Genomic DNA, 19279 nt, shown 5'->3' with positions numbered 1-19279 from the left:
TTTTGCGTTGCAACTTTGAGGTAGAAGCGGCGCTTCGCCTATCACGGCAAATTGAATAGGGCCTTGCGCGCACCCATATCGGCGACGCGCCCGCATCTGAAAGAAGCGGCCTGGCCGAACCCCGCAGTGGAAACGACGACGATGCCGAAAATCAGGTTTCACAAGCTTGCAGCCATTGTTGTGCTTATCGGATTCGCAGCCTGGATGGGAACTGGTGAATTCTCGTCCGTGGGCAGCGCCGCCGCCGACAAGCCGAAGGCAGAAGACGCCTCGAAGGCTACGCAGCCGGAGGCCGCCAAGCCGAAAGCCGCCGAGGCCGAGGCGAAGGCGCCGCTGCGCACCGTCGCGGTGGTGACGCCGCCGCGCAAGACCTATGCGCGCGCCATCCGCATCTCCGGGCTGACCGAAGCCGACAAGCGGGCGGTGCTGGCGACGCGGGTCGCCGGCGTCATCGACCAGCTGCCGGTCAAGCAGGGCCAGCGCGTCAAGACCGGCGACCTCGTGCTGATGCTGGCGGCCGAGGAGAAGATCTCCAATGTCGACAACGCCAAGCAGCTTCTGGTGCAGCGCCAGGCCGAGCTGGAAGCGGCCCTGCGGCTGATGAAAACCGGCAATCTGCCGGCGCTGCAGCTCGACACCGCGCGCTCGAACCTGACGTCCGCGCAATCCCAGCTGGAGACCGCGCAAGCCGAGCTCGACCGCAATGAGGTCAAGGCGCCGTTCGATGGCGTCATCGACCGCGTTCCGGTGGAACTGGGCAGCTCGGTGATGCAGGGCGGTGAGGTGGCGACCATCCTCAAGCTCGACCCGGTGATCGCGCGCGGCGAGGTCAGCGAGCGCGACCTGCGCTACATCAAGATCGGCGACGAGGCCAATGTGCGCCTTGTGAACGACCAGAAGGTCACCGGCACCGTGCGCTACATCAGCCGCGACGCCTCATCGCAGACCCGCACCTTCCGTGTCGAAGTGGCGATCCCCAATGCCGATGGCGCCATCCCCGCCGGCATGACGGCCGAAATCACGCTCAGCGCGCAGCCGACCGACGCGGTCATGCTGCCGCGTTCGGTGGTGACGCTCGGCGACAAGGGCGACCTCGGCATCCGCGCCGTCGGCAAGGACAACAAGGTGGCGTTCTACCCGATCGATCTCGTCGACGACACGCCGAACGGCCTGGTGCTGGGCGGCATTCCAGGTGACGCGCGCATCATCGTCGCCGGCCAGGAGCTGGTGAAGGAAGGCGATGCGGTCAAGCCGGTCGAGGCCGACCAGGCGACCATCAACAAGCTGATCGGCGAAGCCACCTCCGGGACGCAGTAGCGCAGTCCGATGTCGGGCGCGCCCGGCGTCGGCCAAATCGCGACTCCTCGAAGACAACAGCAGGCATAAGTCATGGATATCGTCAGACTCGCCATCCACAACGCCCGCCTCACAATATCCGCGCTGCTGTTCCTGCTCGTGGCGGGCTGGGTCGCCTATCAGTCGACGCCGAAGGAAGCGGAGCCCGACGTTCCGATTCCGATGATGTATATCAGCCTGATCTATCAGGGCATCTCGCCGGAGGATTCCGAGCGCCTTCTTCTGCGCCCGATGGAAAGCAAGCTGAAAAGCCTGAAGGGCCTCAAGGAGATGCGTTCGGCCGCCTTCCAGGGCGGCGGCTACGTGCTGGTCGAGTTCCAGCCGCAGACCAATCTGGCGACGGCGCTGCAGGACACGCGCAGCAAGGTGCAGGACGCCAAGGCCGACCTGCCGCAGGCCGCCGAGGAGCCGACCGTCAACGAGGTCAACGTCTCGGAATTCCCGGTCCTTGTCGTGACGCTGTCCGGCGACGTGCCGGAGCGCGTGCTGACGGCGGCGGCGCGCGAATTGCGCGACCGCATCGAGGAAGTGCCCGGCGTGCTCGAAGGCTCGCTGCAGGGCGCGCGCGACGATCTGGTCGAAGTCGTCATCGACCCGGTCAAGCTGTCCTCCTACGGGCTGCAGCTCGACCAGGTGATGCAAGGCGTCGGCGCCTCCAACAGCCTGGTCGCGGCCGGCAATCTCGAGGGCTCGGAAGGCAAATACGCGGTCAAGGTGCCGTCGCTGATCGAGACGCCGGAGGATGTCGCCAACCTGCCGGTCGTCGCCACGCCGAATGCCGTGGTGCAGGCCAAGGACATCGCCACCATCCGCTCCACCTTCAAGGACGCCGAGACGGTGACGCGCCTCGACGGCAAGCCGGCCATCGCCATCGAGGTGAAGAAGCGCATCGGCGCCAATCTGATCGACACGCTGAACCACGTCAGGGAAGTGTCCGACAGCTTCATCAAGACGATGCCGGAAGGCATGCATGTCACCTACACGCAGGACAAGTCGGTCTTCGTCAACCAGCTGCTCGGCGACCTGCAGAACCACGTGATGATCGCCGTCATCCTGGTGTTCATCGTCATCCTCTACGCGCTGTCTGGCCGGGCCTCTTTGCTGATCGGGCTGGCCATTCCGTCGTCCTTCCTGATCGGCATCCTGCTGCTCGCCATGATGGGCTACACGATCAACATGATCGTGCTGTTCAGCCTCATCCTGGCGGTCGGCATGCTGGTCGATGATGCCATCATCGTTACCGAATTCGCCGAGCGGCGCATGAGCGAAGGCATGCCGAAGGCGGACGCCTTCGCGCTGGCCGCAAGGCGCATGGCCGGTCCGGTCATCGCCGCGACGATGACGCGCATCGCCGCCTTCTCGCCGCTTTTGTTCTGGCCGGGCATCATCGGCGACTTCATGAAATACATGCCGATCACGCTGATCGTGACGCTGTCGGCTTCGATGCTCTATGCGCTGGTGTTCGCGCCGACGCTGGGCGCCATCTTCGCCAAGGCGCCCAAGCATGATGAGGACGAGAACCGCGACGGCTGGTACATGGCGCTGGTCAAGCAGGCGGTGCGCTTCCCGATCACCGTGATACTGCTCACCGTCGGCCTGCTGGTCGGCGTCGGCTTCGCCTATTCGAAATACGGTGCCGGCGTCGAATTCTTCCCCAGCGTCGAGCCGGATTACGGCCTGCTCTACGTGCATGCGCGCGGCAACCTTTCGCTGGCCGAGATGGACGCCGCCACCAAGGAAGCGGAAAACCGGCTGCTCGGCTGGCCGGGGGTGAAGTCGGTCTATACGCGCGCCGGCAAGACGCAAGGCGGCGGTCAGGACATTCCTGAGGATGTCGTCGGCGTCATCCAGTACGAGTTCGTCGACTGGCGCGAGCGCAAGTCGGCCAACCAGATCCTCAGCGACCTGCGCGGCGTCATGGCCGGCATTCCCGGCGTCGATGTCGAGGTGCGCGTGCCGGAAGCCGGCCCGCCGACCGGCAAGCCGATCCAAATCAGGCTTTCGGCCGCCGATCCCAAGGGGCTCGACGACAAGGCGCGCGCGGTGGCGGCGCGGATCGCCAAGATCCCTAACGTCATCGACATATCGGACGGCCTGCCGCCGCCGGGCGTCGACTGGGCGCTCGAGGTCGACCGCGCCAAGGCGGCGCAATACGGCATCAGCCCGACCTCGGTCGGCACGGTGGTGCAACTGGTCACCAACGGCCTGAAGCTCTCGGAATACCGGCCCGCCGGGGCGGACGACGCCGTCGACATAAGGCTGCGCCTGCCCGAGGACCGGCGCACGCTGTCGACGCTGGATGAGCTGAGGGTACAGACCTCGCAAGGCTCGGTGCCGATCTCGAACTTCGTCGTGCGCAAGCCCGAGCCGACGGTCGGCATCCTCAACCGCATCGACGGCGCGCGCACGGTGGTGGTGCAAGCCAATGTCAGCGCCGGCGCCCAGGTCGCGGCGGTGCAGCAGGAAGTGACCAAGGCCGTCTCCGAGATGGAGCTGGGCAGCGGCATCCGCTGGAAGCTCGCCGGCTCCAACGAGGACAGCGCCGAGGCCGGCGCCTTCCTCAGCAAGGCCTTCGGCGCGGCGATCTTCCTGATCTTCCTGGTGCTGCTCATGCAGTTCAACAAGTTCACCAGCGTCTGGCTGGTGCTGTCCTGCGTGGTCATGGCGACGGTCGGCGTCTTCCTCGGGCTGCTTCTGACGGGCGAAGCCTTCGGCATCGTCATGTCCGGCATCGGCGTCATCGCGCTCGCCGGCGTGGTGGTGAACAACAACATCGTGCTGATCGACACTTACGACCGGTTGCGCGAGGAAGGCTGGGACAAGATGGACGCGGTGCTGCAGACCTGCCGCGAGCGCGCCCGTCCGGTGGTGCTGACGGCGGTGTCGGCGATCCTCGGCGTCTTGCCGATCGCCTTCGGCCTCGGCCTCGAGATCTTCCATCACGAGACGACGATCAACGCGCCGTCGACGCAGTGGTGGATATCGCTGTCGTCGGCGATCGTCTTCGGCCTGTCCTTCGCCACCTTGCTGACGCTGGTGGTGACGCCATCGATGCTGATGGTGTTCACGCGCAGCAAGGACAGTCGCTTCAACGCGTTTTTCCGGCGGCTGTTCGGTCGCGGCAAGGGCAAGGTTTCAACGACTGTCCCAGGCGACGATGCGGGCGCCGAGCCGGCCATCGCCTTCCAGAAAGCCGCCGAATAAGTCAGCTCAACCAGGAAGATAAAGGCCGCCCGGGGAACAACCGGGCGGCCTTTTGCATTGTCCCAGCATAACTTCACCTCACGGCGAGGGCTTTCTCATGACGGTCAGCACACTTCTCGTCATCATTCTCATCCTCATCCTGATCGGCGCCGTGCCGGCATGGCCGCATTCGCGCTCCTGGGGCTATGGCCCTTCGGGCATCGTCGGCGTCATCCTGGTGGTGCTTTTGATCCTGTTGTTGATGGGCAGAATCTGATCCCTTATGCGACCGAGCTTCCTCGGAGGCCCGGTCGTCGTCGGCCGCAGTCAGGCGGCCTCGCGCGAAGCGGGAGCGACGGCAATGCCGATATCCCGCATGGCCTCCTTCACCGCCTGATCGAGAGGAGTGTGCGGGATTTCGCCAATGATCTCCTCCAGCCGTGTCGAGACCAGCTGGTGCTCCTCGAAACGAAGGTAGGACATCGAGACGATCTCACGCCACATCGCCACGAACGGGCTGCCGGCGCGCAGCACCCACCACGGCATGAAGCCGAGCTTCAGCTTGCTCCCGAGCGCATTCTCGGCCGCGGCCTTGATATCGAGGTCGGTGACGGCATGGCCGGGGAAGTTGAGCGCCTCATAGAAGCCGAGCTTGTCGAGATTGCGCGCCAGGCCGACGAAAGCCGCTGCGAAATCCGGCAGATAGGCCCATTCGTGGACGAGATCGGCCGGACCGGGCGCCGTGTAGATGCCCTTCGCCATCTTGGCGGCGACGACCAGATCGAACCAGGAGCCGCTGCCGGTGCCGCCGAAGAAGTCGCCCGCCCTGAGCAGAATGGTGCGCACGCGGCCGGCCTCGGCCTCGCGGCGAAACAGATCCTCCATGGCGACGCGGATGCGGCCCTTCTCGGTCGTCGGCCGGAACGGCGTGTCTTCCGTGATCACGCGAGGCATCGGCGAGCCGTAATTGTAGACGGTGCCGGGGAACAGATGCAGCGCGCCGTTGGCGCCGCAGGCGGCCATGACATTCTCGGCCATCGGCAGGCATTTGCCCCAGTCGGTGTAGATCGGGTTGAGGCCATTGAAGATGATGTCGACGCCTTGCGTCGCGCGGATCAGCGAGCCGCGGTCGAGCGCATCGCCGGCTATCGCCGCGGCGCCCTTGAGGTCGGCCGGCACCTTGCCGCTGCGGGTGACGGCGCGGACGTCGAAGCCGGCGTCGATGAAGGCCTTGCCGACGACGCGGCCGAGCCGGCCATTGGCGCCGAGGATTGCGATCTTGGTCATTTCTCGTCTCCGTGTTTGCGTTGGGCCCTCAATCTGGGCCTTTCGCAAACGAATGGAAATTGACTGATGTTGACGTTTTGATATTCATAAATGAATGGCAGAGATTGACTGGAACCTGATCAAGAGTTTCGTCGCCGTGGCGGAGACCGGCAGCCTGTCGGCCGCCGCGCGAAAGCTTGTGGCGAGCCAGCCGACACTCGGCCGGCACATCGCCGAGCTTGAGCAGGCGCTCGGCGTGACGCTGTTCCGTCGCGGCCGCAGCGGCTACGCGCTGACCGAGGCCGGCAGCGTGCTCTTCGAACGCGGCCGCGCGGTGAGCGAGCAGGCGAGCGCCTTTTCGCTGCTGGCGCTGGGGTCGGTCGAGGCGATCGAGGGCACGGTGCGCATCGCCGCCAGCGAGGTGGTGGCGGCCTATGTGCTGCCGGAGATCACGGCGCGGCTTGGTGTTGAGGAACCGGGCATCGAAGTCGAGATCGTCGCCTCGAACCAGGTCGAGAACCTGTTGCGCCGGGATGCCGATATCGCCATCCGCATGGTCAAGCCGGCGCAGAACGAGCTGGTGGCGCGCAAGGTCGCCGACATTCCGCTCTGCGCCTGCGCGGCCAAATCCTATCTCGGCAGGGGCGGCCGCCCACTGGAGCCCGCCGACCTTGCCGGCCATGCGCTGATCGGCTTCGATCGCAGCGACGAGATGATCCGAGGCTTTGCCGGGTACGGCATTCCGGTCAGCCGCAACAGCTTTCGCTTAAGGACCGACAATCAGATCGTTTTGTGGGAGGCGGTGCGGGCCGGTAATGGCATCGGCCTTGGCCAGCGTCCGCTGGCCGAGCGCGATCCGCTGGTGGAGATCGTGCTGCCACAGCTTCCACTGCCGGTGCTGCCGGTGTGGCTGGCCATGCATCGCGACGTGCGCAGCAGCGTGCGCATCCGCCGCGTCGCCGACTTCCTCTACGAGGAGCTGAAGCGCTATTCGGCCGGTGCCGGTTCCGGAGCGAACTCGGCGCGGTGAGCAAGCCCGGCCATCAACAGGACGACGATCAACAGCCCCGACAGGGCGACGAAGATCGGGCCGAAGCTCGAATGCTCGGCGACGAAGCCGATCGCCGACGGCGCCACCAGTATGCCGGAATAGCCCATGGTGGTGACGACGCTCATGCCAGTGCCGGATGACATGCCTTCCTGGTTGCCGCCGGCCGAGAAGATGATCGGCACCATATTGGCGATGCCGAAGCCGCAAAAGGCAAAGGCGGCGATCGCAAGCCAGGGCGAGGGCGACAGGCCGGCCACCAGCATGCCGGCGGCGGCGACAAGGGCCGAGCCGCGCAGCGTCGCCACCGCGCCGAAGCGGTTGCGCACGCCGTCGCCGAGGAAGCGCATCAATGCCATGACGCCCGAAAAGGCCGCGTAAGCAAGGCCGGCGATGGCAAGGTCGGCGCCGAGCTCCTGCTGCAGGTAGAGCGCCGCCCAGTCGAGCACCGCGCCCTCGGAGACCATCGTCAGCAAAGCCATCAGCCCGACCAGATAGACCAGCGGATTCGCCGGCAGTGAGAATTTCCGATGCTCGGCGGCCTCGGGCTTGTCCTCAACAATGAGATGGCCGACAGCGAGCGCGATCACCGCGAAGGCGAGCACCGTCACCACCGTCGCATGGGCGAAATGGCCGTAGTTCTGGATGGCGAAGCCGCCCAGCGCGCCGCCGGCGAAACCGCCAAGGCTCCAGAAGCCGTGCGAGGACGACATGATGGCGCGGGAGAGCCTTCTTTCCACCGCCACCGCGTTGGCGTTCATGGCGACGTCCATGCCGCCGATCGAGCCGCCGAAGATGAACATGGCGATGGCCGCCAGCGGCACATTGGGGGCGAGCGCAACGGCCAGCAGGCCGAAGCTGCCGCACAGGCCGAACGAGCGCAGCACGGCGCGGGAGCCATGCCTGGAGATCAGATGGCCGCACCAGGTCATCGCCGCCACCGCGCCGGCGCCGAACAGGAGGATCAGCAGGCCGAGCGTGAATTTCGAGATGTCCAGCCGGGTCAGGAACACCGGGATCTGCGGTGCCCAGCTCCCGGTCAGAAAGCCGTTGGCGAGGAAGATGCCGGCCACGGCCCAGCGTCCGCGCGTCGCGGCTTGCATCGTGATTTGCACGCTCATGATGTGAAGTACGCCGGTGGATTTGGGCAGAAAATTAGATCGATTCAATTCATAGTCAAGCGCTGAGCCGGCAGAAGTGCTTGGGCCAAAGCGGCGACATCGGGTTGGTTCACAGCGTCAACGACAAACTCGTGGACAGGCCATCCGCATGCCGGCGCATGTCGTTGCAGGGTGACCGCCAAGTCAGCCAAGGACAGTTATCAAGACATTCGACTCTTGAGAAAATCGGTTATCACACCAGCCGTGATCGCTGGATGCTCCTCAGGGAAGAAGTGTCCTCCCGTCATCGCCCTTCCCTGTACATCGATCGCCCACCGGCGCCAGAGGGCCAAGGGACCCCCGGCATCGTCGTACCAGCTCGCCAGGGCGCCGCTTTCGCTCCAAAGGGCGAGCAGAGGGCAATTGATGCGCCGGCCAGCACCGAGATCTGCCGCGTCGTTCTCGCGGTCGATACTCGCCGCTGCGCGATATTCCTCGCAGATTGCATGGATATGGCCAGGATCGCTCAGGGCGGCAATATAGGTCTCTCGAACCCAGTCGGGAAAAACGTCTCGCGGTGTTCCCCACTCACCAAGCGCATTGTCCACGACCGCGCCGGGCGCGGAGAAAATCAGGCGCTCTGGAAGAGGAGATGGTTGCGCGAGCAGCGAAAACGGCCAGAAAGCCAAGGCAAGGCGCGCGTCAGCGCGATCCCACACGTCGAAAGTTGGCACAACGTCCAACACCGCGACGTGAGATACGCATGCGGGATGGTCAAGCGCGGCCCGATAGGCAACTCTGCCTCCTCGGTCGTGGCCGACTATGGCGAAGCGATCATGGCCGGCGGATCGCATGGCTTCCACCAGCGTCGTGGCGATCTCGCGCTTCGACATAGCGTCTCTCAAGCGCTCGTCTGGACAGTTGCTTCGCCCGTATCCGGGCAGGTCGGCCGCGATCACCTTATATTCGCCCGCCAACAATGGGGCGATCTCGCGCCACATCAGGTTCGTCTCTGGAAAGCCGTGCAGGAGAAGTACGGGAAACCCGTCGCCACCTTCGTAAACGAAAATTCCGCCGCGCTCGCCTTCAACCACGCGGCTTGTGAAGCCGGGAATCTCTGTCGTATCTTTCATCATGACTTTAGAACGGCAACGAGCCGCTAAAGTTCATAGCGGGTCAGCCGAACGAACGTCGTCGCCTTGAACCGCACCAGATTCGCTAGTGATCCTTCGGTCGCCTTGCCTCGAACTCGGCCTTTTTGGCCTCCGACGCCTCGGTCTGGTGGAGCGCCTGCCATTCGGCATAGGGCATGCCGTAGACGATCTCGCGCGACTCGTCCTTGGATAGCGCGACGCCCTCGGCCTCGGCCGCGTCGCGATACCAGTTCGACAGGCAGTTGCGGCAGAAGCCGGCAAGGTTCATCAGGTCGATGTTCTGCACGTCGCCGCGCTGGCGCAGGTGATCGAGAAGCCGGCGGAAGGCGGCGGCCTCGAAATCGCGCTTCTGCTCATCGCTGAGTTCGGTCATGTCATGCACTCCTTGGGCCCTTCTCAGGCCCTATGATACCGGCCCGGTGCGCGAGCCGAACATCTTCACCCGATGTATATCGGGACGGCCATCGATCGCGTCAACGATCGGCGCCAGCCGCTCGGCCCAGGCGAGGGCGCCCTCGCGCCCGGCGATCAGATCCTGGCGGATCTCGAGCAGCGCGTGGGCAAAGCCGTTGACGATGGCGTGCCGGAACATGGTGTCGCCGCGCAGCGCGCCGTCATAGGGTTCGTTGTCGCCGACGACGAGGTTCTTGTCCTCGGCCAGCATGTCGATCAGCGGCCGCGCCACGCGATCATCCAGGTCCCACAATATGCCTACATGCCAGGGCCGCCGGATGCCTTGCATGACGGGCGTAAAGGAATGGATTGAGAAGATGAAGGGCGCCTTGGCTGACGCCTCGGCCACCGAGGCGATCATGGCGCCGACGGCGTCGTGATAGGGCCGGTAGAAGCGGTCGAGCCGTCGCTCGCGTTCTTCTGGAGCCATCGGATAATTGCCCGGCACGATGGTGCCGTCATAGAGCTGGCGGATCAGCGTCGGGTCGTCTTCGCCGCGATTGGGATCGATCAAAAGCCGCGAGAAATTGGCCAGCACCGCCGGCACGCCGAGCGTCGCCGCCAGTTCGCGCGTCACCGTCTCGACGCCGATGTCGTAGGCGATGTGGCGCTCGAACTCGCTCGCCGGCAGGCCGAGGCTGCCATACTCTTCCGGCAGCGCGCGGCGGGCATGATCGCCAAGCAGAACGATGCCTCGCTTGCGGTCGCCTTCGACAATATCGAAAGGCGCGAAAACTGTGGATCGGGTCATCGGCTGGAAATGGTCTGGTCGCTGGCTTCCCGGCAGGGTGGTAACGTCATTCCACGAAGAGGACGCTGGCGCAATGCCGTTGTTTGGCCACGGTTTCTGCGAAGAATCCAAAGCATGGCGGCAAATCGCGCCTGGGGCCTTTCTAAATCGATTGGAATTGAACAAAACGGCGCGTTGACATGCGCCCGGAGTTTGCCGAAAAGGGGCGTCGAGAGATGCAGATGTCGTTCTTGAGGGGTTTCAGGATGGGTTCCGCCGGCAGGCCGCGCATGCGCCGCGCCTTCGCCTTGCCGATCCTGACCGTCGCCACCGGGCTCACAGCCATGGTCGCGGCGTCCCCCGCCCGGGCCGATTTCCGCGTCTGCAACGCCACTCAGAACCTGGTCGGCGTCGGCATCGGCTACCGCGCCAAGGCCGGCTGGATCACCGAGGGCTGGTGGCACATCGAAGGGTCGAGCTGCAAGACGCTGATCGAGGGTCCGCTGTCATCAAGGTTTTACTATCTTTATGCAGAAGACGCCGAGCGCGGCGGGCGCTGGGACGGCCCGATCAACATGTGCGTGGCCGAAAAAGAGTTCAAGATCGCCGGCGTAACCGATTGCGTCGCCCGGGGCTTCCAACGCGCCGGATTTCAGGAATATGACACGGGCGAGCAGGCAAGCTGGATGGTCCAGCTGACCGACGAGCCCGCAACGGGAGGCGCACCAGCGGCCCCCGCCCCGGGAACAAACAGTCAATGAGACGTAACCGTAAGGTCAAGATCCTCGCCACCATCGGTCCGGCTTCCTCGTCGGAGGAGATGCTGAAAAAGCTTTTCGAAGCCGGCGCCGATGTCTTCCGCATCAATATGAGCCATACCGACCACGATTTGATGCGCACGCTGGTCGGGCGCATCCGCGCGGTCGAGGAAACGGTCGGCCGTCCGATCGGCATTCTCGCCGACCTGCAAGGGCCGAAGCTCAGGGTCGGCAAGTTCGCCAATGGCAAGGAGACGCTCAGCGTCGGCCAGACCTTCACGCTCGACAACAATCCGGAGCCGGGCACGTCGAGCAGGGTCTATCTGCCGCATCCGGAAATCCTGAGTTCGGTCGAGGCCGGCCATCGTCTTTTGATCGACGACGGCAAGCTGGAGCTCAGGGCGGTGAAGAGCGACGGCAAGTCGATCACCTGCACCGTCGTCGCCGGCACCACGATTTCCGACAAGAAGGGCGTCAGCCTGCCCGACACCGACCTGCCGGTCGGCGCGCTGACCGAGAAGGACCGCGCCGATCTCGACGCGGTGCTCGCGGCAAGCGTCGACTGGGTGGCGCTGTCCTTCGTGCAGCGGCCGGAAGATCTCGCCGAAGCGCGCAAGATCGCGCGCGGCCGGGCGCTGATCATGGCCAAGATCGAGAAGCCGCAGGCGGTTACCCGCCTAGCGGAGATCATCGAACTGTCGGACGCGCTGATGGTCGCGCGCGGCGACCTTGGCGTCGAGATGCCGCTCGAGGCGGTGCCCGGCATCCAGAAGCAGATCACGCGTGCGGCGCGCCGCGCCGGGAAGCCGGTGGTGATCGCAACGCAGATGCTGGAATCGATGATCACCGCGCCGGTGCCGACCCGCGCCGAGGTGTCTGACGTGTCGATCGCCGTGTTCGAGGGCGCCGACGCCATCATGCTTTCGGCCGAATCCGCGGCCGGCGCCTATCCGGTCGAGGCCGTGGCGATGATGAACCGCATCGCCACCAAGGTCGAAACCGACCCGACCTATGCCGGCATCATCAACGCGCAGCGCTCAGAACCGGAAGCGACGGGCGCCGATGCGATATCGCTCGCCGCTCGCGAAATCGCCGAAACGCTGAAACTGTCGGCGATCGTCACCTATACGGCCTCCGGCACGACCGGCCTGCGCGCCGCGCGCGAGCGACCGCAAGTGCCGATCGTGGCGCTGTCGCCGATCCTCAACACGGCGCGGCGGCTGTCGCTTTTGTGGGGCACGCATTGCGTGGTGTCGCCCGATGCCGTCGACCTCGACGACATGGTCGACCGCGCCTGCCGCATCGCGATCGACGAGGGCTTCGGCAAGCCGGGCGACCGCGTCATCATCACCGCGGGCGTGCCGCTGAGGACGCCGGGCTCGACCAACATGCTGCGCATCGCCTATGTCGGGTCGGAGACGCAGGCCAGCCGCACCTAGCTCCTGGGCTTAGTCCGCTGCAGTTCCGAGCGCTCTTGCCGCACCTTCGGCGTGATCGACACGCCGCAGGAAGTGGCGCGCGCGAGGGATGGGATCATGCAGATACTGATCCGGCCCGCGCATCTTGCGCCGGTTGAGTTCGGCGGTGTCGAGCAGATCGAAGTCGACCCTTTCGAGCGCGCAGTGCCAACCGGCGCTGTGCGCGGCCCATCCTCTTTTGTGGTGCACCAGAAGCCGCTCGCGCCGGGAATAGCCATGGTAGTCGAAGGCGATCACGCCGTTCGTCACATAGATGTGGTTTCCCGAAAAGCCTTCGCCCGGAATGATCCGCTCGCCGTAAAATCCGCCCTTGGGAGGATGACCGAGGAAAGTGCCCGCAAGGATGTGGCAGGCGCCGTAGCCAAAGAAAATGCGGTCCGGCAGTGCCCAGAATTTTTCGGGGTTTTTCTTGATGCCGTGCTTCAGGACATACATCAGGTCGGCGCCAGCTCGGCGTCGGGCACCGTGATGTCGGGACATTGTCCCTGGTTGTAGGCATCGTCGGCAAGCCGCGCCTCGACCCTCCTCGCCATCGCCTGCAGGTCGATGCTCTTGCCGGCGGTCTTCTCGATGGCGCCGACGACGAGATCCGGCGCGATCCAGTCGGGTTTGTGGCCGAGATTGTGTACCCAGACCAGCTCGGCGCCGGGGATATCGCGGGCAAGGCCGGTCGAATGGATGGTGGCGTAGACCACCTTGTCGTGGTCACCGGAAATGATGACGGTCGGCGCCTTTATGTCATGGTAGTGCGGCGAAGCGTCGAGCGCGTAGCTGTAGAGCCCAGCCACATCGGCGGCGTTGGCGCGAAAGGCGCCTGGCCGCAGCACCAGGGGAATCGAGGCGGCGGCGACGTAGCCGTCCGGCGCCTTGTTGGGAGAAAAGACGCAGGCCGTGGCGGCATCGATGCGCAGCGCTCCGGCCGGATAGGCTAGCGTCTCGGAAAACAGCGGGCCGATCAGCGGAATGGCCGTCAGATTGTAGTACCAGGCCGTCGCCCCGCCCGGCCAGGGATGGCTGGCGGGCGACAGGAAGACGAGGCCCAGCGTCTTGTCCGGATGCTTGCGGGCAAAGGCGGTGGCGACCGCGCCGCCGAAGGAGTGGCCGACGACGATCGCCTTTTTCATGCCAAGCTGATCCATCAGCGCGGCGATGGTGTCGGCCTGCGCCGGCAAGGTCTCGTTGTCGCCGCGCTCCGACCAGCCAAAGCCGGGCCGGTCTAGAAACAGCATCTCGGCCCGGCCTTCGAGCAGCGGCCGCAGCGGCAGCATCTGATCCTTGAGATTGGCGCTGGCGCCGTGGATGAAGACGATCGGCGGCAGCTCCGCATTGGCCGGCGCCGGAACATGGACATAATGGATGCGCGCGCCGCCGATGTCGGCGAAGTCGCCGACCGGCAGGTTGCGGCGCTCGATCAGCCAGGCACCGGCGCGGGTGACGCCGACAAAGGCAAGGACGAGCGCGAGGAAGAAGGCAAACGCAGCGTAGATGAGGTTCATGCGGAGGAAATACGAGCCGGAGAGAAATTAGTTTTGGTAGGGGAGTAGGGGAGTAGGGGAGTAGGGGAATAGGGGAATAGGGGAATAGGGGAATAGGGGAATAGGGGAGTGTGTTCCATGAAGCACTGCCTACTGCCTTACTCCCCTATTCCCCTACTCCCCTACTCCCCTACTCCCTTATCAGATGCCTTCGCCGGCAAGCTCTTCCGACAGCGTGCCGACCTGGTCCTGGGCGCTGCGCATCATCGGGTAGATGGCGAGCACCTTCTGCCAGGCTTCCAGCGCCGACTGCTTGTGGCCGGTTTCGGCCATGATCTGCGCCAGGCCGGACAGGGCGCCGAAATGGCGCGGCTCGAGATGCAGCGTGTGGTCGATGTCGGACATCGACTTGCCGTAGTTCTTCATCATGAAATGCAGCGTGGCGCGCCGGTTCCAGCCTTCGGCATAGGTCGGCTGCAAGGTCACCACCTGGTCGAGGAAATCGAGCGCGACGTCGTATTTCTGGTCTTCCATCGCCTTTTGCGACCATTGCATCATCAGGTCGATCGAGGCGCTGCCGGATTGCGACCATTCGCTCCAGATGCGCTGGGCAATGCGCTCGGCGGCCTTTTCATTGCGCTCGCGCTTCAGATCGGTGAACAACTGGTCGAGGCGGGCTTGCTTGGTCACAGCCACAGGCGGCGCGGCCGGATCATTCGCCCAAGCGGGCGCCAAAGCGGCCGGCAGGACAGCGCCGGACAGGCAAAGGGTCGCGAGGAATGCAAAACGAATCCGCATCGCCGGAATCTAATCCCGGACGGCGGATCGGCAAAGTGATTTTAGCGTGAAGGGGCCGGCAAGCCGGCAATACCATCATAGACGCGCGGCGTGGTCTCTATGTGCATGTCCTTGTCCCAAAACCGCTTGGCACCTTTGGGCGACATGCACTAAGCCGCGCGCAAGGCTCAGCCCTGGCGCGCCTTGTAACGCGGGGCGGTCTTGTTGATGATGTAGATGCGACCCTTGCGACGAACCAGCTGGTTGTCGCGGTGACGCGCCTTCAGCGCCTTGAGCGAATTCTTGATCTTCATGGTCTTGCCTGTTCGGTCGGGGCCCGCTGCCGGGCCGAATTTTAAAGGCGCGCCCGAAAAAGCGCGCCTCTGAACTTGCGTGGCTCATAAACGAGGAGCCTTGCCCGTGTCAACCGCAAGCGTGCTTTATGGCCGGCTGAAATCGCGGGCAATCAAATGTTCGCCATCTCCGCTGCGTGGCATTGCGCAGCCGGGGTCGGGCTGGAATGGTGCCGTCGCCTCGCAAGATGATTTGGAGACGCACATGCGCCTGACGGTTCTGTCCACCTGTCTTGCCGTGCTGGCGGCGGCCCCGGTCGCGCGGGCGCAGGAATGCGACCGAGGCGACGACAGCCAGCAGATGATGAATATCTGCGCCGATGCCGACTACCAGGCGGCCGACGCCAAGCTCAATGCAACCTACAAGGGTCTTGTCGGCGATGGCGACGAGAAATCCAACAAATTGCTGCAGGCGGCGCAGCGCGCCTGGATCACGTTCCGCGACGCGGAATGCGCCTATTCCGCCGCGGACAGCGAGGGCGGCTCCATCTACCCGATGGAGGTCTCGCAATGCCTGACGGAGCTGACCAATGAGCGCGTCAAGCGGCTCACGTCCGGCCGCAACTGCCAGGAAGGCGACGCGACCTGCGCCAGCCCGGACGAGGACGAAGACCAGGACATGCAGTAAGCCGGTGCTCAGCTTCGACGGCTGATCCGGGTGAAATGGCCCATCTTGCGGCCGGCGCGCGCCTCGGCCTTGCCGTAGAGATGCAACATCAGGTCGGGCTCGGCGAGCAAGGCCGGAACGCGGCTGACGTCGTCGCCGATCAGGTTTTCCATGACGCAGTCCGAGTGACGGCCGGGCGTGCCCAGCGGCAGGCCGGCAACGGCGCGGATATGCTGCTCGAACTGCGAGACCGTCGCGGCGGCCTCCGTCCAGTGGCCGGAATTGTGGACGCGCGGCGCCATCTCGTTCGCGAGCAGCGAGCCGTCGGCGAGCACGAAGAACTCGACGCCGATGACGCCGACATAGTCGAGCGCCGCCAGCACCTTTGCCACCGCGGCCTGCGCGGCGGCCGCCGTTTCATGGCTGATCCCGGCCGGAAGGGTCGAAGTGTGCAGGATGCCGTCGCGATGGACATTCTCGGCCGGATCGTAGGCGGCGATGCTGCCGTCAAGGCCGCGCGCGGCGATCACCGATATCTCGCGCTCGAAGGCGACGAAGGATTCGAGGATCAGCGGCACATTGCCCATCGCCTCGCAGGTGCCGGAAAAGCCGCCGGTGTCCATGTTGCGGAAGACGCGCTGGCCCTTGCCGTCATAGCCCAGGCGCCGGGTCTTCAGGATGCCGCTGCCGCCGAATTCCTTCAGCGCGGAAGTCAGTTCGGCATCGTTGTCGATCGCGCGGAAATCGGCGGTCGAAATGCCGACGCCGTTGAGAAACTTCTTCTCGGCCAGCCGGTCCTGCGCCACTTCGAGGGCGCGAGCCGGCGGGTAGACCGGCACCTTGGCGGCCAGCGTGCTGGCGGCGGCCACCGGCACGTTCTCGAATTCGTAGGTGACGACGGCGCTGGCCGCGGCGAGTTCGGCGAGGGCCGCTGCATCGTCATAGGCGGCTGTTATCTGACGGTTGGCGACCTGGGCCGCCGGGCAATCGGCCTGCGGTTCGAGCACCACGGCGCGATAGCCGAGACGGGCCGCGGCCATCGCCAGCATGCGGCCGAGCTGACCGCCGCCGATGATGCCGATGGTCGATCCCGCAGGCAGGCTCATGGCGCGTCCGTCGGTTCGGCGGCAACCTTGGCGGTCTGGGCGGCGCGCCACGCGTCCAACCGGGCGGCCAGCCGGTCGTCGTTCAGCGCCAGCACGGCGGCGGCGAGAAGAGCGGCATTGGCGGCACCCGCCTTGCCGATGGCGAGCGTGCCGACCGGAATGCCGGCCGGCATCTGGACGATGGAGAGCAGCGAATCCTGGCCGGACAGCGCCTTCGATTCCACCGGCACGCCGAAGACGGGAAGCGGCGTCATCGCCGCCGTCATGCCGGGCAGGTGCGCGGCGCCGCCGGCGCCGGCGATGATCACCTTGTAGCCGGCCGCCTTGGCGCCCTTGGCGAAATCATAGAGCCGGTCGGGCGTGCGGTGGGCGGAGACGATCAGCCGCTTGTGCGGGATGCCCAGCGCCTCCAGCGTCTCGGCGGCGTGGCGCATCGTCGCCCAGTCGGACTGGCTGCCCATGATGATGGCGACGTCGGCACGCTGATCGGTCAAAGTTTTCGCTCCCGGCGGCAAAGGCGCGCCTTAGCGGAATTCGCCGGCAACGGCAAGGACGCGCCGGCATCGCGAGGCCGGCGGCCATAAATCGGCTTACACCGCCGCCTTGCGGAAGCGGGCGACGAAGTCCTCGAGTTCGGGCCGCTCCATGTCCGAGATCGCCCAGTAGGAGAAGGCCCCGTCGCTCCAGTGGACCAGCGAGAAGCCGCCGGACGATAGGTCTTCGGGCTGGCTGGCATTGCCACCCTGCCGCGGCTCGGCGACCAGCGTGATCAGGTGTTCGCGATGGCGATAGACCAATGCCGGCACGGGCCGATCGGCGATCACTTCGACCCGGCCGCCGATCAGCGCATAGCCGTCCTGCGCGAGGTCGGGCGCCGGGGGCGACACGCCGATGCGGGCGTCGAGCCACGGCTTCACGGTGTGGCGGTCGGACGAAACGATGTCGATCGGGCTGGCGGCGAGCAGGCTGCGGCGATGGCCGCTGGCGACCGCCGCGGCAAAGCTGTCGGACGCGCCGTTGAACATCAGCCATTGCGTTGCGCCGCTGGCCAGCACCGCGCTGATCACAATCGACGCCGCCAGCGCCCGCCAATCGAACGAGCCAAAAAGGCGTGTCTTTGACGATGGCCGCGTCTGGGAGGGACGCGTCCCGGTTTCTCGCCTCTGGCCTCCGCCAGCGCCCGCAATCAATCTTGGTAGCGCCGGCGACGCACCCCGCTGCGGCTCTGCCGCCTCGGCGGGCACCTGCTGTTCGATGCCCGCCATGCCGATCGCCGCGATGCGGGCCCGAAAGGCATCGCTGACATCGGGACGCGGCAAGCGGCTGACCGCCGCTTGCAACGCGACGATGCGGGCATGCTCGGCGGCAAGCGCCGGGTCGGCGGCGATGCGCCGCTCCACGGCCAACGCCGCTGCCGCATCAAGTTCGCCATCCACAAGGGCATGGATCATAAGTCTGATACCTTCCGGATCGTTGGGCAGTCCGTCGTCATGTCCGGTCATGGCGCTCTCCCCAGTTCAGACACAAGCAGGCCGCGGGCGCGCGCCAGCCGCGACATCACGGTGCCGATCGGCACGCCGAGCATGGCCGCTATCTCGCGGTAGCTCAGGCCGTTGATGTCGCGCAGCACCAGCGTCTCGCGGAACGGCCGCGGCAGTGCCGCTATCGCCGCCCCAAGTGCCGCCGTATCGGCCTTGGCGATGAGGCTCGCCTCGAGACCATTGTCATCCGGCAGGCCGGCGCCATGCGCCGCCGCCATCTCGTCGAGATCGCCGAGGTCGCCGACGGCGATCGTGCCGCGCGGCCGGTTGCGCGACATCCAGCTGTAGGCGGTGTTGCGCACGATGGTCAGCAGCCAGGCGCGGGCGTTGCCGCCGGCATAGCCGGCAATGCCGGCATGCGCCTTGAGGCAGGCTTCCTGCACCACATCTTCGGCGTCGGCGGCGTTGCCGGTCAGCCAGCGGGCGAGCGCAAGCGCGTCGCCGAGATGGGGCAGCACCACCGCGCCGAAGCGCTCGGCCAGGGCCTTTTCGCTCAACACCGCACCATTGTCCGGCACCCCGGGCTGGGTCCGCCGCGCGCCTTCAGGGAGCGACGGTGATCCTGCCCTGCATGTGCGGGTGAAGCCCGCAGAAATAGGCAAAATCGCCTGCTTTGGTGAAGGTGAATTCATATGTGTCACCGGTGTCAAGCGCCTTGGAACGGAAGGAGGAATCGTTGGCGACGACCAGATGTGGGATGTCGTCGTCGTTGCGGAAGGTCACAGTGGTGCCGGGCTTGATCGTCAGCACCGGCGGCGTGAAGGCGAAGTTCTCGATCTTGACCATCGGCGCGTCCGCCGCGCTGAGCGGCTGGGAGGTCGCCGTGGTCAGGGCGAAGGCGGTCAGCATCGCGGCCATGTGCCGGGCCGGAAGGCGTATGCAGATCATGGTGGG

21 protein-coding genes are annotated in these 19279 nt (G+C 65.5%); 7 read left to right on the top strand and 14 right to left on the bottom strand.

Annotated elements, in window-relative coordinates:
- Positions 1-141 precede the first annotated feature (141 nt).
- From PU724_RS16555 to PU724_RS16545, 3 genes are all read left to right on the top strand, one after another.
- Positions 142-1317, top strand: coding sequence for an efflux RND transporter periplasmic adaptor subunit (locus tag PU724_RS16555; protein WP_127283864.1), 1176 nt, complete (start codon positions 142-144; stop codon positions 1315-1317).
- A 72-nt stretch (positions 1318-1389) separates the two neighbouring features.
- On the top strand, positions 1390-4560 hold the full coding sequence (locus tag PU724_RS16550; protein ID WP_354420129.1) for an efflux RND transporter permease subunit: 3171 nt from the start codon (positions 1390-1392) through the stop codon (positions 4558-4560).
- 97 nt (positions 4561-4657) lie between these two features.
- Positions 4658-4816, top strand: coding sequence for a DUF3309 family protein (locus PU724_RS16545; protein ID WP_127283862.1), 159 nt, complete (start codon positions 4658-4660; stop codon positions 4814-4816).
- A gap of 50 nt (positions 4817-4866) precedes the next feature.
- On the opposite strand, the gene PU724_RS16540 is transcribed toward PU724_RS16545, so the two are convergent.
- Positions 4867-5826: an SDR family oxidoreductase gene (locus PU724_RS16540; RefSeq protein WP_354420128.1), complete on the bottom strand. Its 960-nt coding sequence runs from the start codon at positions 5824-5826 to the stop codon at positions 4867-4869.
- Positions 5827-5920: 94 nt separating this feature from the next.
- Between PU724_RS16540 and PU724_RS16535 the strand changes: the two genes are divergently transcribed.
- The gene (locus PU724_RS16535) at positions 5921-6835 is read left to right on the top strand and encodes a LysR family transcriptional regulator (protein WP_354420127.1); all 915 of its coding nucleotides are present in this window, start codon (positions 5921-5923) and stop codon (positions 6833-6835) included.
- Here the strand turns inward: PU724_RS16535 and PU724_RS16530 are convergent.
- From PU724_RS16530 to PU724_RS16515, 4 genes are all read right to left on the bottom strand, one after another.
- The gene (locus tag PU724_RS16530; RefSeq protein WP_426213375.1) at positions 6793-7974 is read right to left on the bottom strand and encodes an MFS transporter; all 1182 of its coding nucleotides are present in this window, start codon (positions 7972-7974) and stop codon (positions 6793-6795) included. The genes PU724_RS16535 and PU724_RS16530 overlap by 43 nt on opposite strands.
- 200 nt (positions 7975-8174) lie before the next feature.
- Positions 8175-9089: an alpha/beta fold hydrolase gene (locus PU724_RS16525; protein WP_354420126.1), complete on the bottom strand. Its 915-nt coding sequence runs from the start codon at positions 9087-9089 to the stop codon at positions 8175-8177.
- Positions 9090-9171: 82 nt separating this feature from the next.
- The gene (locus PU724_RS16520; RefSeq protein ID WP_354420125.1) at positions 9172-9480 is read right to left on the bottom strand and encodes a DUF1244 domain-containing protein; all 309 of its coding nucleotides are present in this window, start codon (positions 9478-9480) and stop codon (positions 9172-9174) included.
- Positions 9481-9510: 30 nt separating this feature from the next.
- The gene (locus PU724_RS16515; RefSeq protein WP_354420124.1) at positions 9511-10311 is read right to left on the bottom strand and encodes an N-formylglutamate amidohydrolase; all 801 of its coding nucleotides are present in this window, start codon (positions 10309-10311) and stop codon (positions 9511-9513) included.
- A 245-nt stretch (positions 10312-10556) separates the two neighbouring features.
- On the opposite strand from PU724_RS16515, the gene PU724_RS16510 reads away from it, so the two are divergent.
- The gene (locus PU724_RS16510) at positions 10557-11051 is read left to right on the top strand and encodes a DUF1036 domain-containing protein (RefSeq protein WP_127283857.1); all 495 of its coding nucleotides are present in this window, start codon (positions 10557-10559) and stop codon (positions 11049-11051) included.
- Complete coding sequence (gene pyk, locus PU724_RS16505; RefSeq protein WP_127283856.1) at positions 11048-12487, top strand: pyruvate kinase; 1440 nt, start codon at positions 11048-11050, stop codon at positions 12485-12487. The genes PU724_RS16510 and pyk overlap by 4 nt, the downstream gene beginning before the upstream one ends.
- 9 nt (positions 12488-12496) lie before the next feature.
- Here pyk and PU724_RS16500 read toward each other — a convergent pair whose 3' ends face one another.
- The 4 genes from PU724_RS16500 to ykgO form a co-directional block, all read right to left on the bottom strand.
- Positions 12497-12961 carry a hypothetical protein gene (locus PU724_RS16500; RefSeq protein ID WP_135860852.1) on the bottom strand — a complete coding sequence of 155 codons (465 nt, stop codon included), beginning with the start codon at positions 12959-12961 and terminating at the stop codon, positions 12497-12499.
- On the bottom strand, positions 12961-14022 hold the full coding sequence (locus PU724_RS16495; RefSeq protein ID WP_127393588.1) for an alpha/beta fold hydrolase: 1062 nt from the start codon (positions 14020-14022) through the stop codon (positions 12961-12963). The genes PU724_RS16500 and PU724_RS16495 overlap by 1 nt, the downstream gene beginning before the upstream one ends.
- A gap of 180 nt (positions 14023-14202) precedes the next feature.
- Positions 14203-14799: a tetratricopeptide repeat protein gene (locus PU724_RS16490; RefSeq protein ID WP_127393587.1), complete on the bottom strand. Its 597-nt coding sequence runs from the start codon at positions 14797-14799 to the stop codon at positions 14203-14205.
- Between the two features lie 167 nt (positions 14800-14966).
- Entirely contained in the window at positions 14967-15092 is a 126-nt protein-coding gene (ykgO, locus tag PU724_RS16485; RefSeq protein ID WP_006203764.1) for a type B 50S ribosomal protein L36, read from the bottom strand.
- Between the two features lie 244 nt (positions 15093-15336).
- Here ykgO and PU724_RS16480 point away from each other — a divergent pair, with 244 nt between their 5' ends.
- Complete coding sequence (locus PU724_RS16480; RefSeq protein ID WP_354420123.1) at positions 15337-15759, top strand: lysozyme inhibitor LprI family protein; 423 nt, start codon at positions 15337-15339, stop codon at positions 15757-15759.
- Between the two features lie 8 nt (positions 15760-15767).
- Here PU724_RS16480 and PU724_RS16475 read toward each other — a convergent pair whose 3' ends face one another.
- The 5 genes from PU724_RS16475 to PU724_RS16455 form a co-directional block, all read right to left on the bottom strand.
- A complete protein-coding gene (locus PU724_RS16475; protein WP_354420122.1) occupies positions 15768-16844 on the bottom strand; it encodes a 5-(carboxyamino)imidazole ribonucleotide synthase in 1077 nt (358 codons plus the stop codon).
- Positions 16841-17338, bottom strand: a complete 498-nt coding sequence (gene purE, locus PU724_RS16470) for a 5-(carboxyamino)imidazole ribonucleotide mutase (RefSeq protein WP_128346974.1) — start codon at positions 17336-17338, stop codon at positions 16841-16843. The genes PU724_RS16475 and purE overlap by 4 nt, the downstream gene beginning before the upstream one ends.
- Before the next feature lie 96 nt (positions 17339-17434).
- Entirely contained in the window at positions 17435-18295 is an 861-nt protein-coding gene (locus tag PU724_RS16465) for an anti-sigma factor family protein (protein WP_426213370.1), read from the bottom strand.
- A gap of 47 nt (positions 18296-18342) precedes the next feature.
- Positions 18343-18882: a sigma-70 family RNA polymerase sigma factor gene (locus tag PU724_RS16460; protein WP_354420120.1), complete on the bottom strand. Its 540-nt coding sequence runs from the start codon at positions 18880-18882 to the stop codon at positions 18343-18345.
- A 46-nt stretch (positions 18883-18928) separates the two neighbouring features.
- A complete protein-coding gene (locus PU724_RS16455) occupies positions 18929-19273 on the bottom strand; it encodes a cupredoxin domain-containing protein (RefSeq protein ID WP_354420119.1) in 345 nt (114 codons plus the stop codon).
- Positions 19274-19279: the final 6 nt, after the last annotated feature.

Source organism: Mesorhizobium abyssinicae, assembly GCF_049887195.1.
In the GTDB taxonomy this organism is placed as follows: Bacteria; Pseudomonadota; Alphaproteobacteria; order Rhizobiales; family Rhizobiaceae; genus Mesorhizobium; species Mesorhizobium abyssinicae.
Note: the sequence above shows the minus strand (reverse complement) of the source record. Positions and strands in the feature narration are given on the sequence as shown.

Excerpts from the sequence above, each read along its gene's own strand:
- PU724_RS16555 (WP_127283864.1), top strand. The coding sequence starts at position 142 with ATGCCGAAAATCAGGTTTCACAAGCTTGCAGCCATTGTTGTGCTTATC.
- PU724_RS16515 (WP_354420124.1), bottom strand. The coding sequence starts at position 10,311 with ATGACCCGATCCACAGTTTTCGCGCCTTTCGATATTGTCGAAGGCGAC.
- PU724_RS16540 (WP_354420128.1), bottom strand. The coding sequence starts at position 5,826 with ATGACCAAGATCGCAATCCTCGGCGCCAATGGCCGGCTCGGCCGCGTC.
- pyk (WP_127283856.1), top strand. The coding sequence starts at position 11,048 with ATGAGACGTAACCGTAAGGTCAAGATCCTCGCCACCATCGGTCCGGCT.
- PU724_RS16455 (WP_354420119.1), bottom strand. The coding sequence starts at position 19,273 with ATGATCTGCATACGCCTTCCGGCCCGGCACATGGCCGCGATGCTGACC.
- PU724_RS16475 (WP_354420122.1), bottom strand. The coding sequence starts at position 16,844 with ATGAGCCTGCCTGCGGGATCGACCATCGGCATCATCGGCGGCGGTCAG.
- PU724_RS16480 (WP_354420123.1), top strand. The coding sequence starts at position 15,337 with ATGCGCCTGACGGTTCTGTCCACCTGTCTTGCCGTGCTGGCGGCGGCC.
- PU724_RS16545 (WP_127283862.1), top strand. The coding sequence starts at position 4,658 with ATGACGGTCAGCACACTTCTCGTCATCATTCTCATCCTCATCCTGATC.
- PU724_RS16495 (WP_127393588.1), bottom strand. The coding sequence starts at position 14,022 with ATGAACCTCATCTACGCTGCGTTTGCCTTCTTCCTCGCGCTCGTCCTT.
- PU724_RS16510 (WP_127283857.1), top strand. The coding sequence starts at position 10,557 with ATGGGTTCCGCCGGCAGGCCGCGCATGCGCCGCGCCTTCGCCTTGCCG.
- PU724_RS16550 (WP_354420129.1), top strand. The coding sequence starts at position 1,390 with ATGGATATCGTCAGACTCGCCATCCACAACGCCCGCCTCACAATATCC.
- PU724_RS16525 (WP_354420126.1), bottom strand. The coding sequence starts at position 9,089 with ATGATGAAAGATACGACAGAGATTCCCGGCTTCACAAGCCGCGTGGTT.
- PU724_RS16535 (WP_354420127.1), top strand. The coding sequence starts at position 5,921 with ATGGCAGAGATTGACTGGAACCTGATCAAGAGTTTCGTCGCCGTGGCG.
- ykgO (WP_006203764.1), bottom strand. The coding sequence starts at position 15,092 with ATGAAGATCAAGAATTCGCTCAAGGCGCTGAAGGCGCGTCACCGCGAC.
- PU724_RS16530 (WP_426213375.1), bottom strand. The coding sequence starts at position 7,974 with ATGAGCGTGCAAATCACGATGCAAGCCGCGACGCGCGGACGCTGGGCC.
- PU724_RS16490 (WP_127393587.1), bottom strand. The coding sequence starts at position 14,799 with ATGCGGATTCGTTTTGCATTCCTCGCGACCCTTTGCCTGTCCGGCGCT.
- PU724_RS16465 (WP_426213370.1), bottom strand. The coding sequence starts at position 18,295 with ATGATCCATGCCCTTGTGGATGGCGAACTTGATGCGGCAGCGGCGTTG.
- PU724_RS16500 (WP_135860852.1), bottom strand. The coding sequence starts at position 12,961 with ATGTATGTCCTGAAGCACGGCATCAAGAAAAACCCCGAAAAATTCTGG.
- PU724_RS16520 (WP_354420125.1), bottom strand. The coding sequence starts at position 9,480 with ATGACCGAACTCAGCGATGAGCAGAAGCGCGATTTCGAGGCCGCCGCC.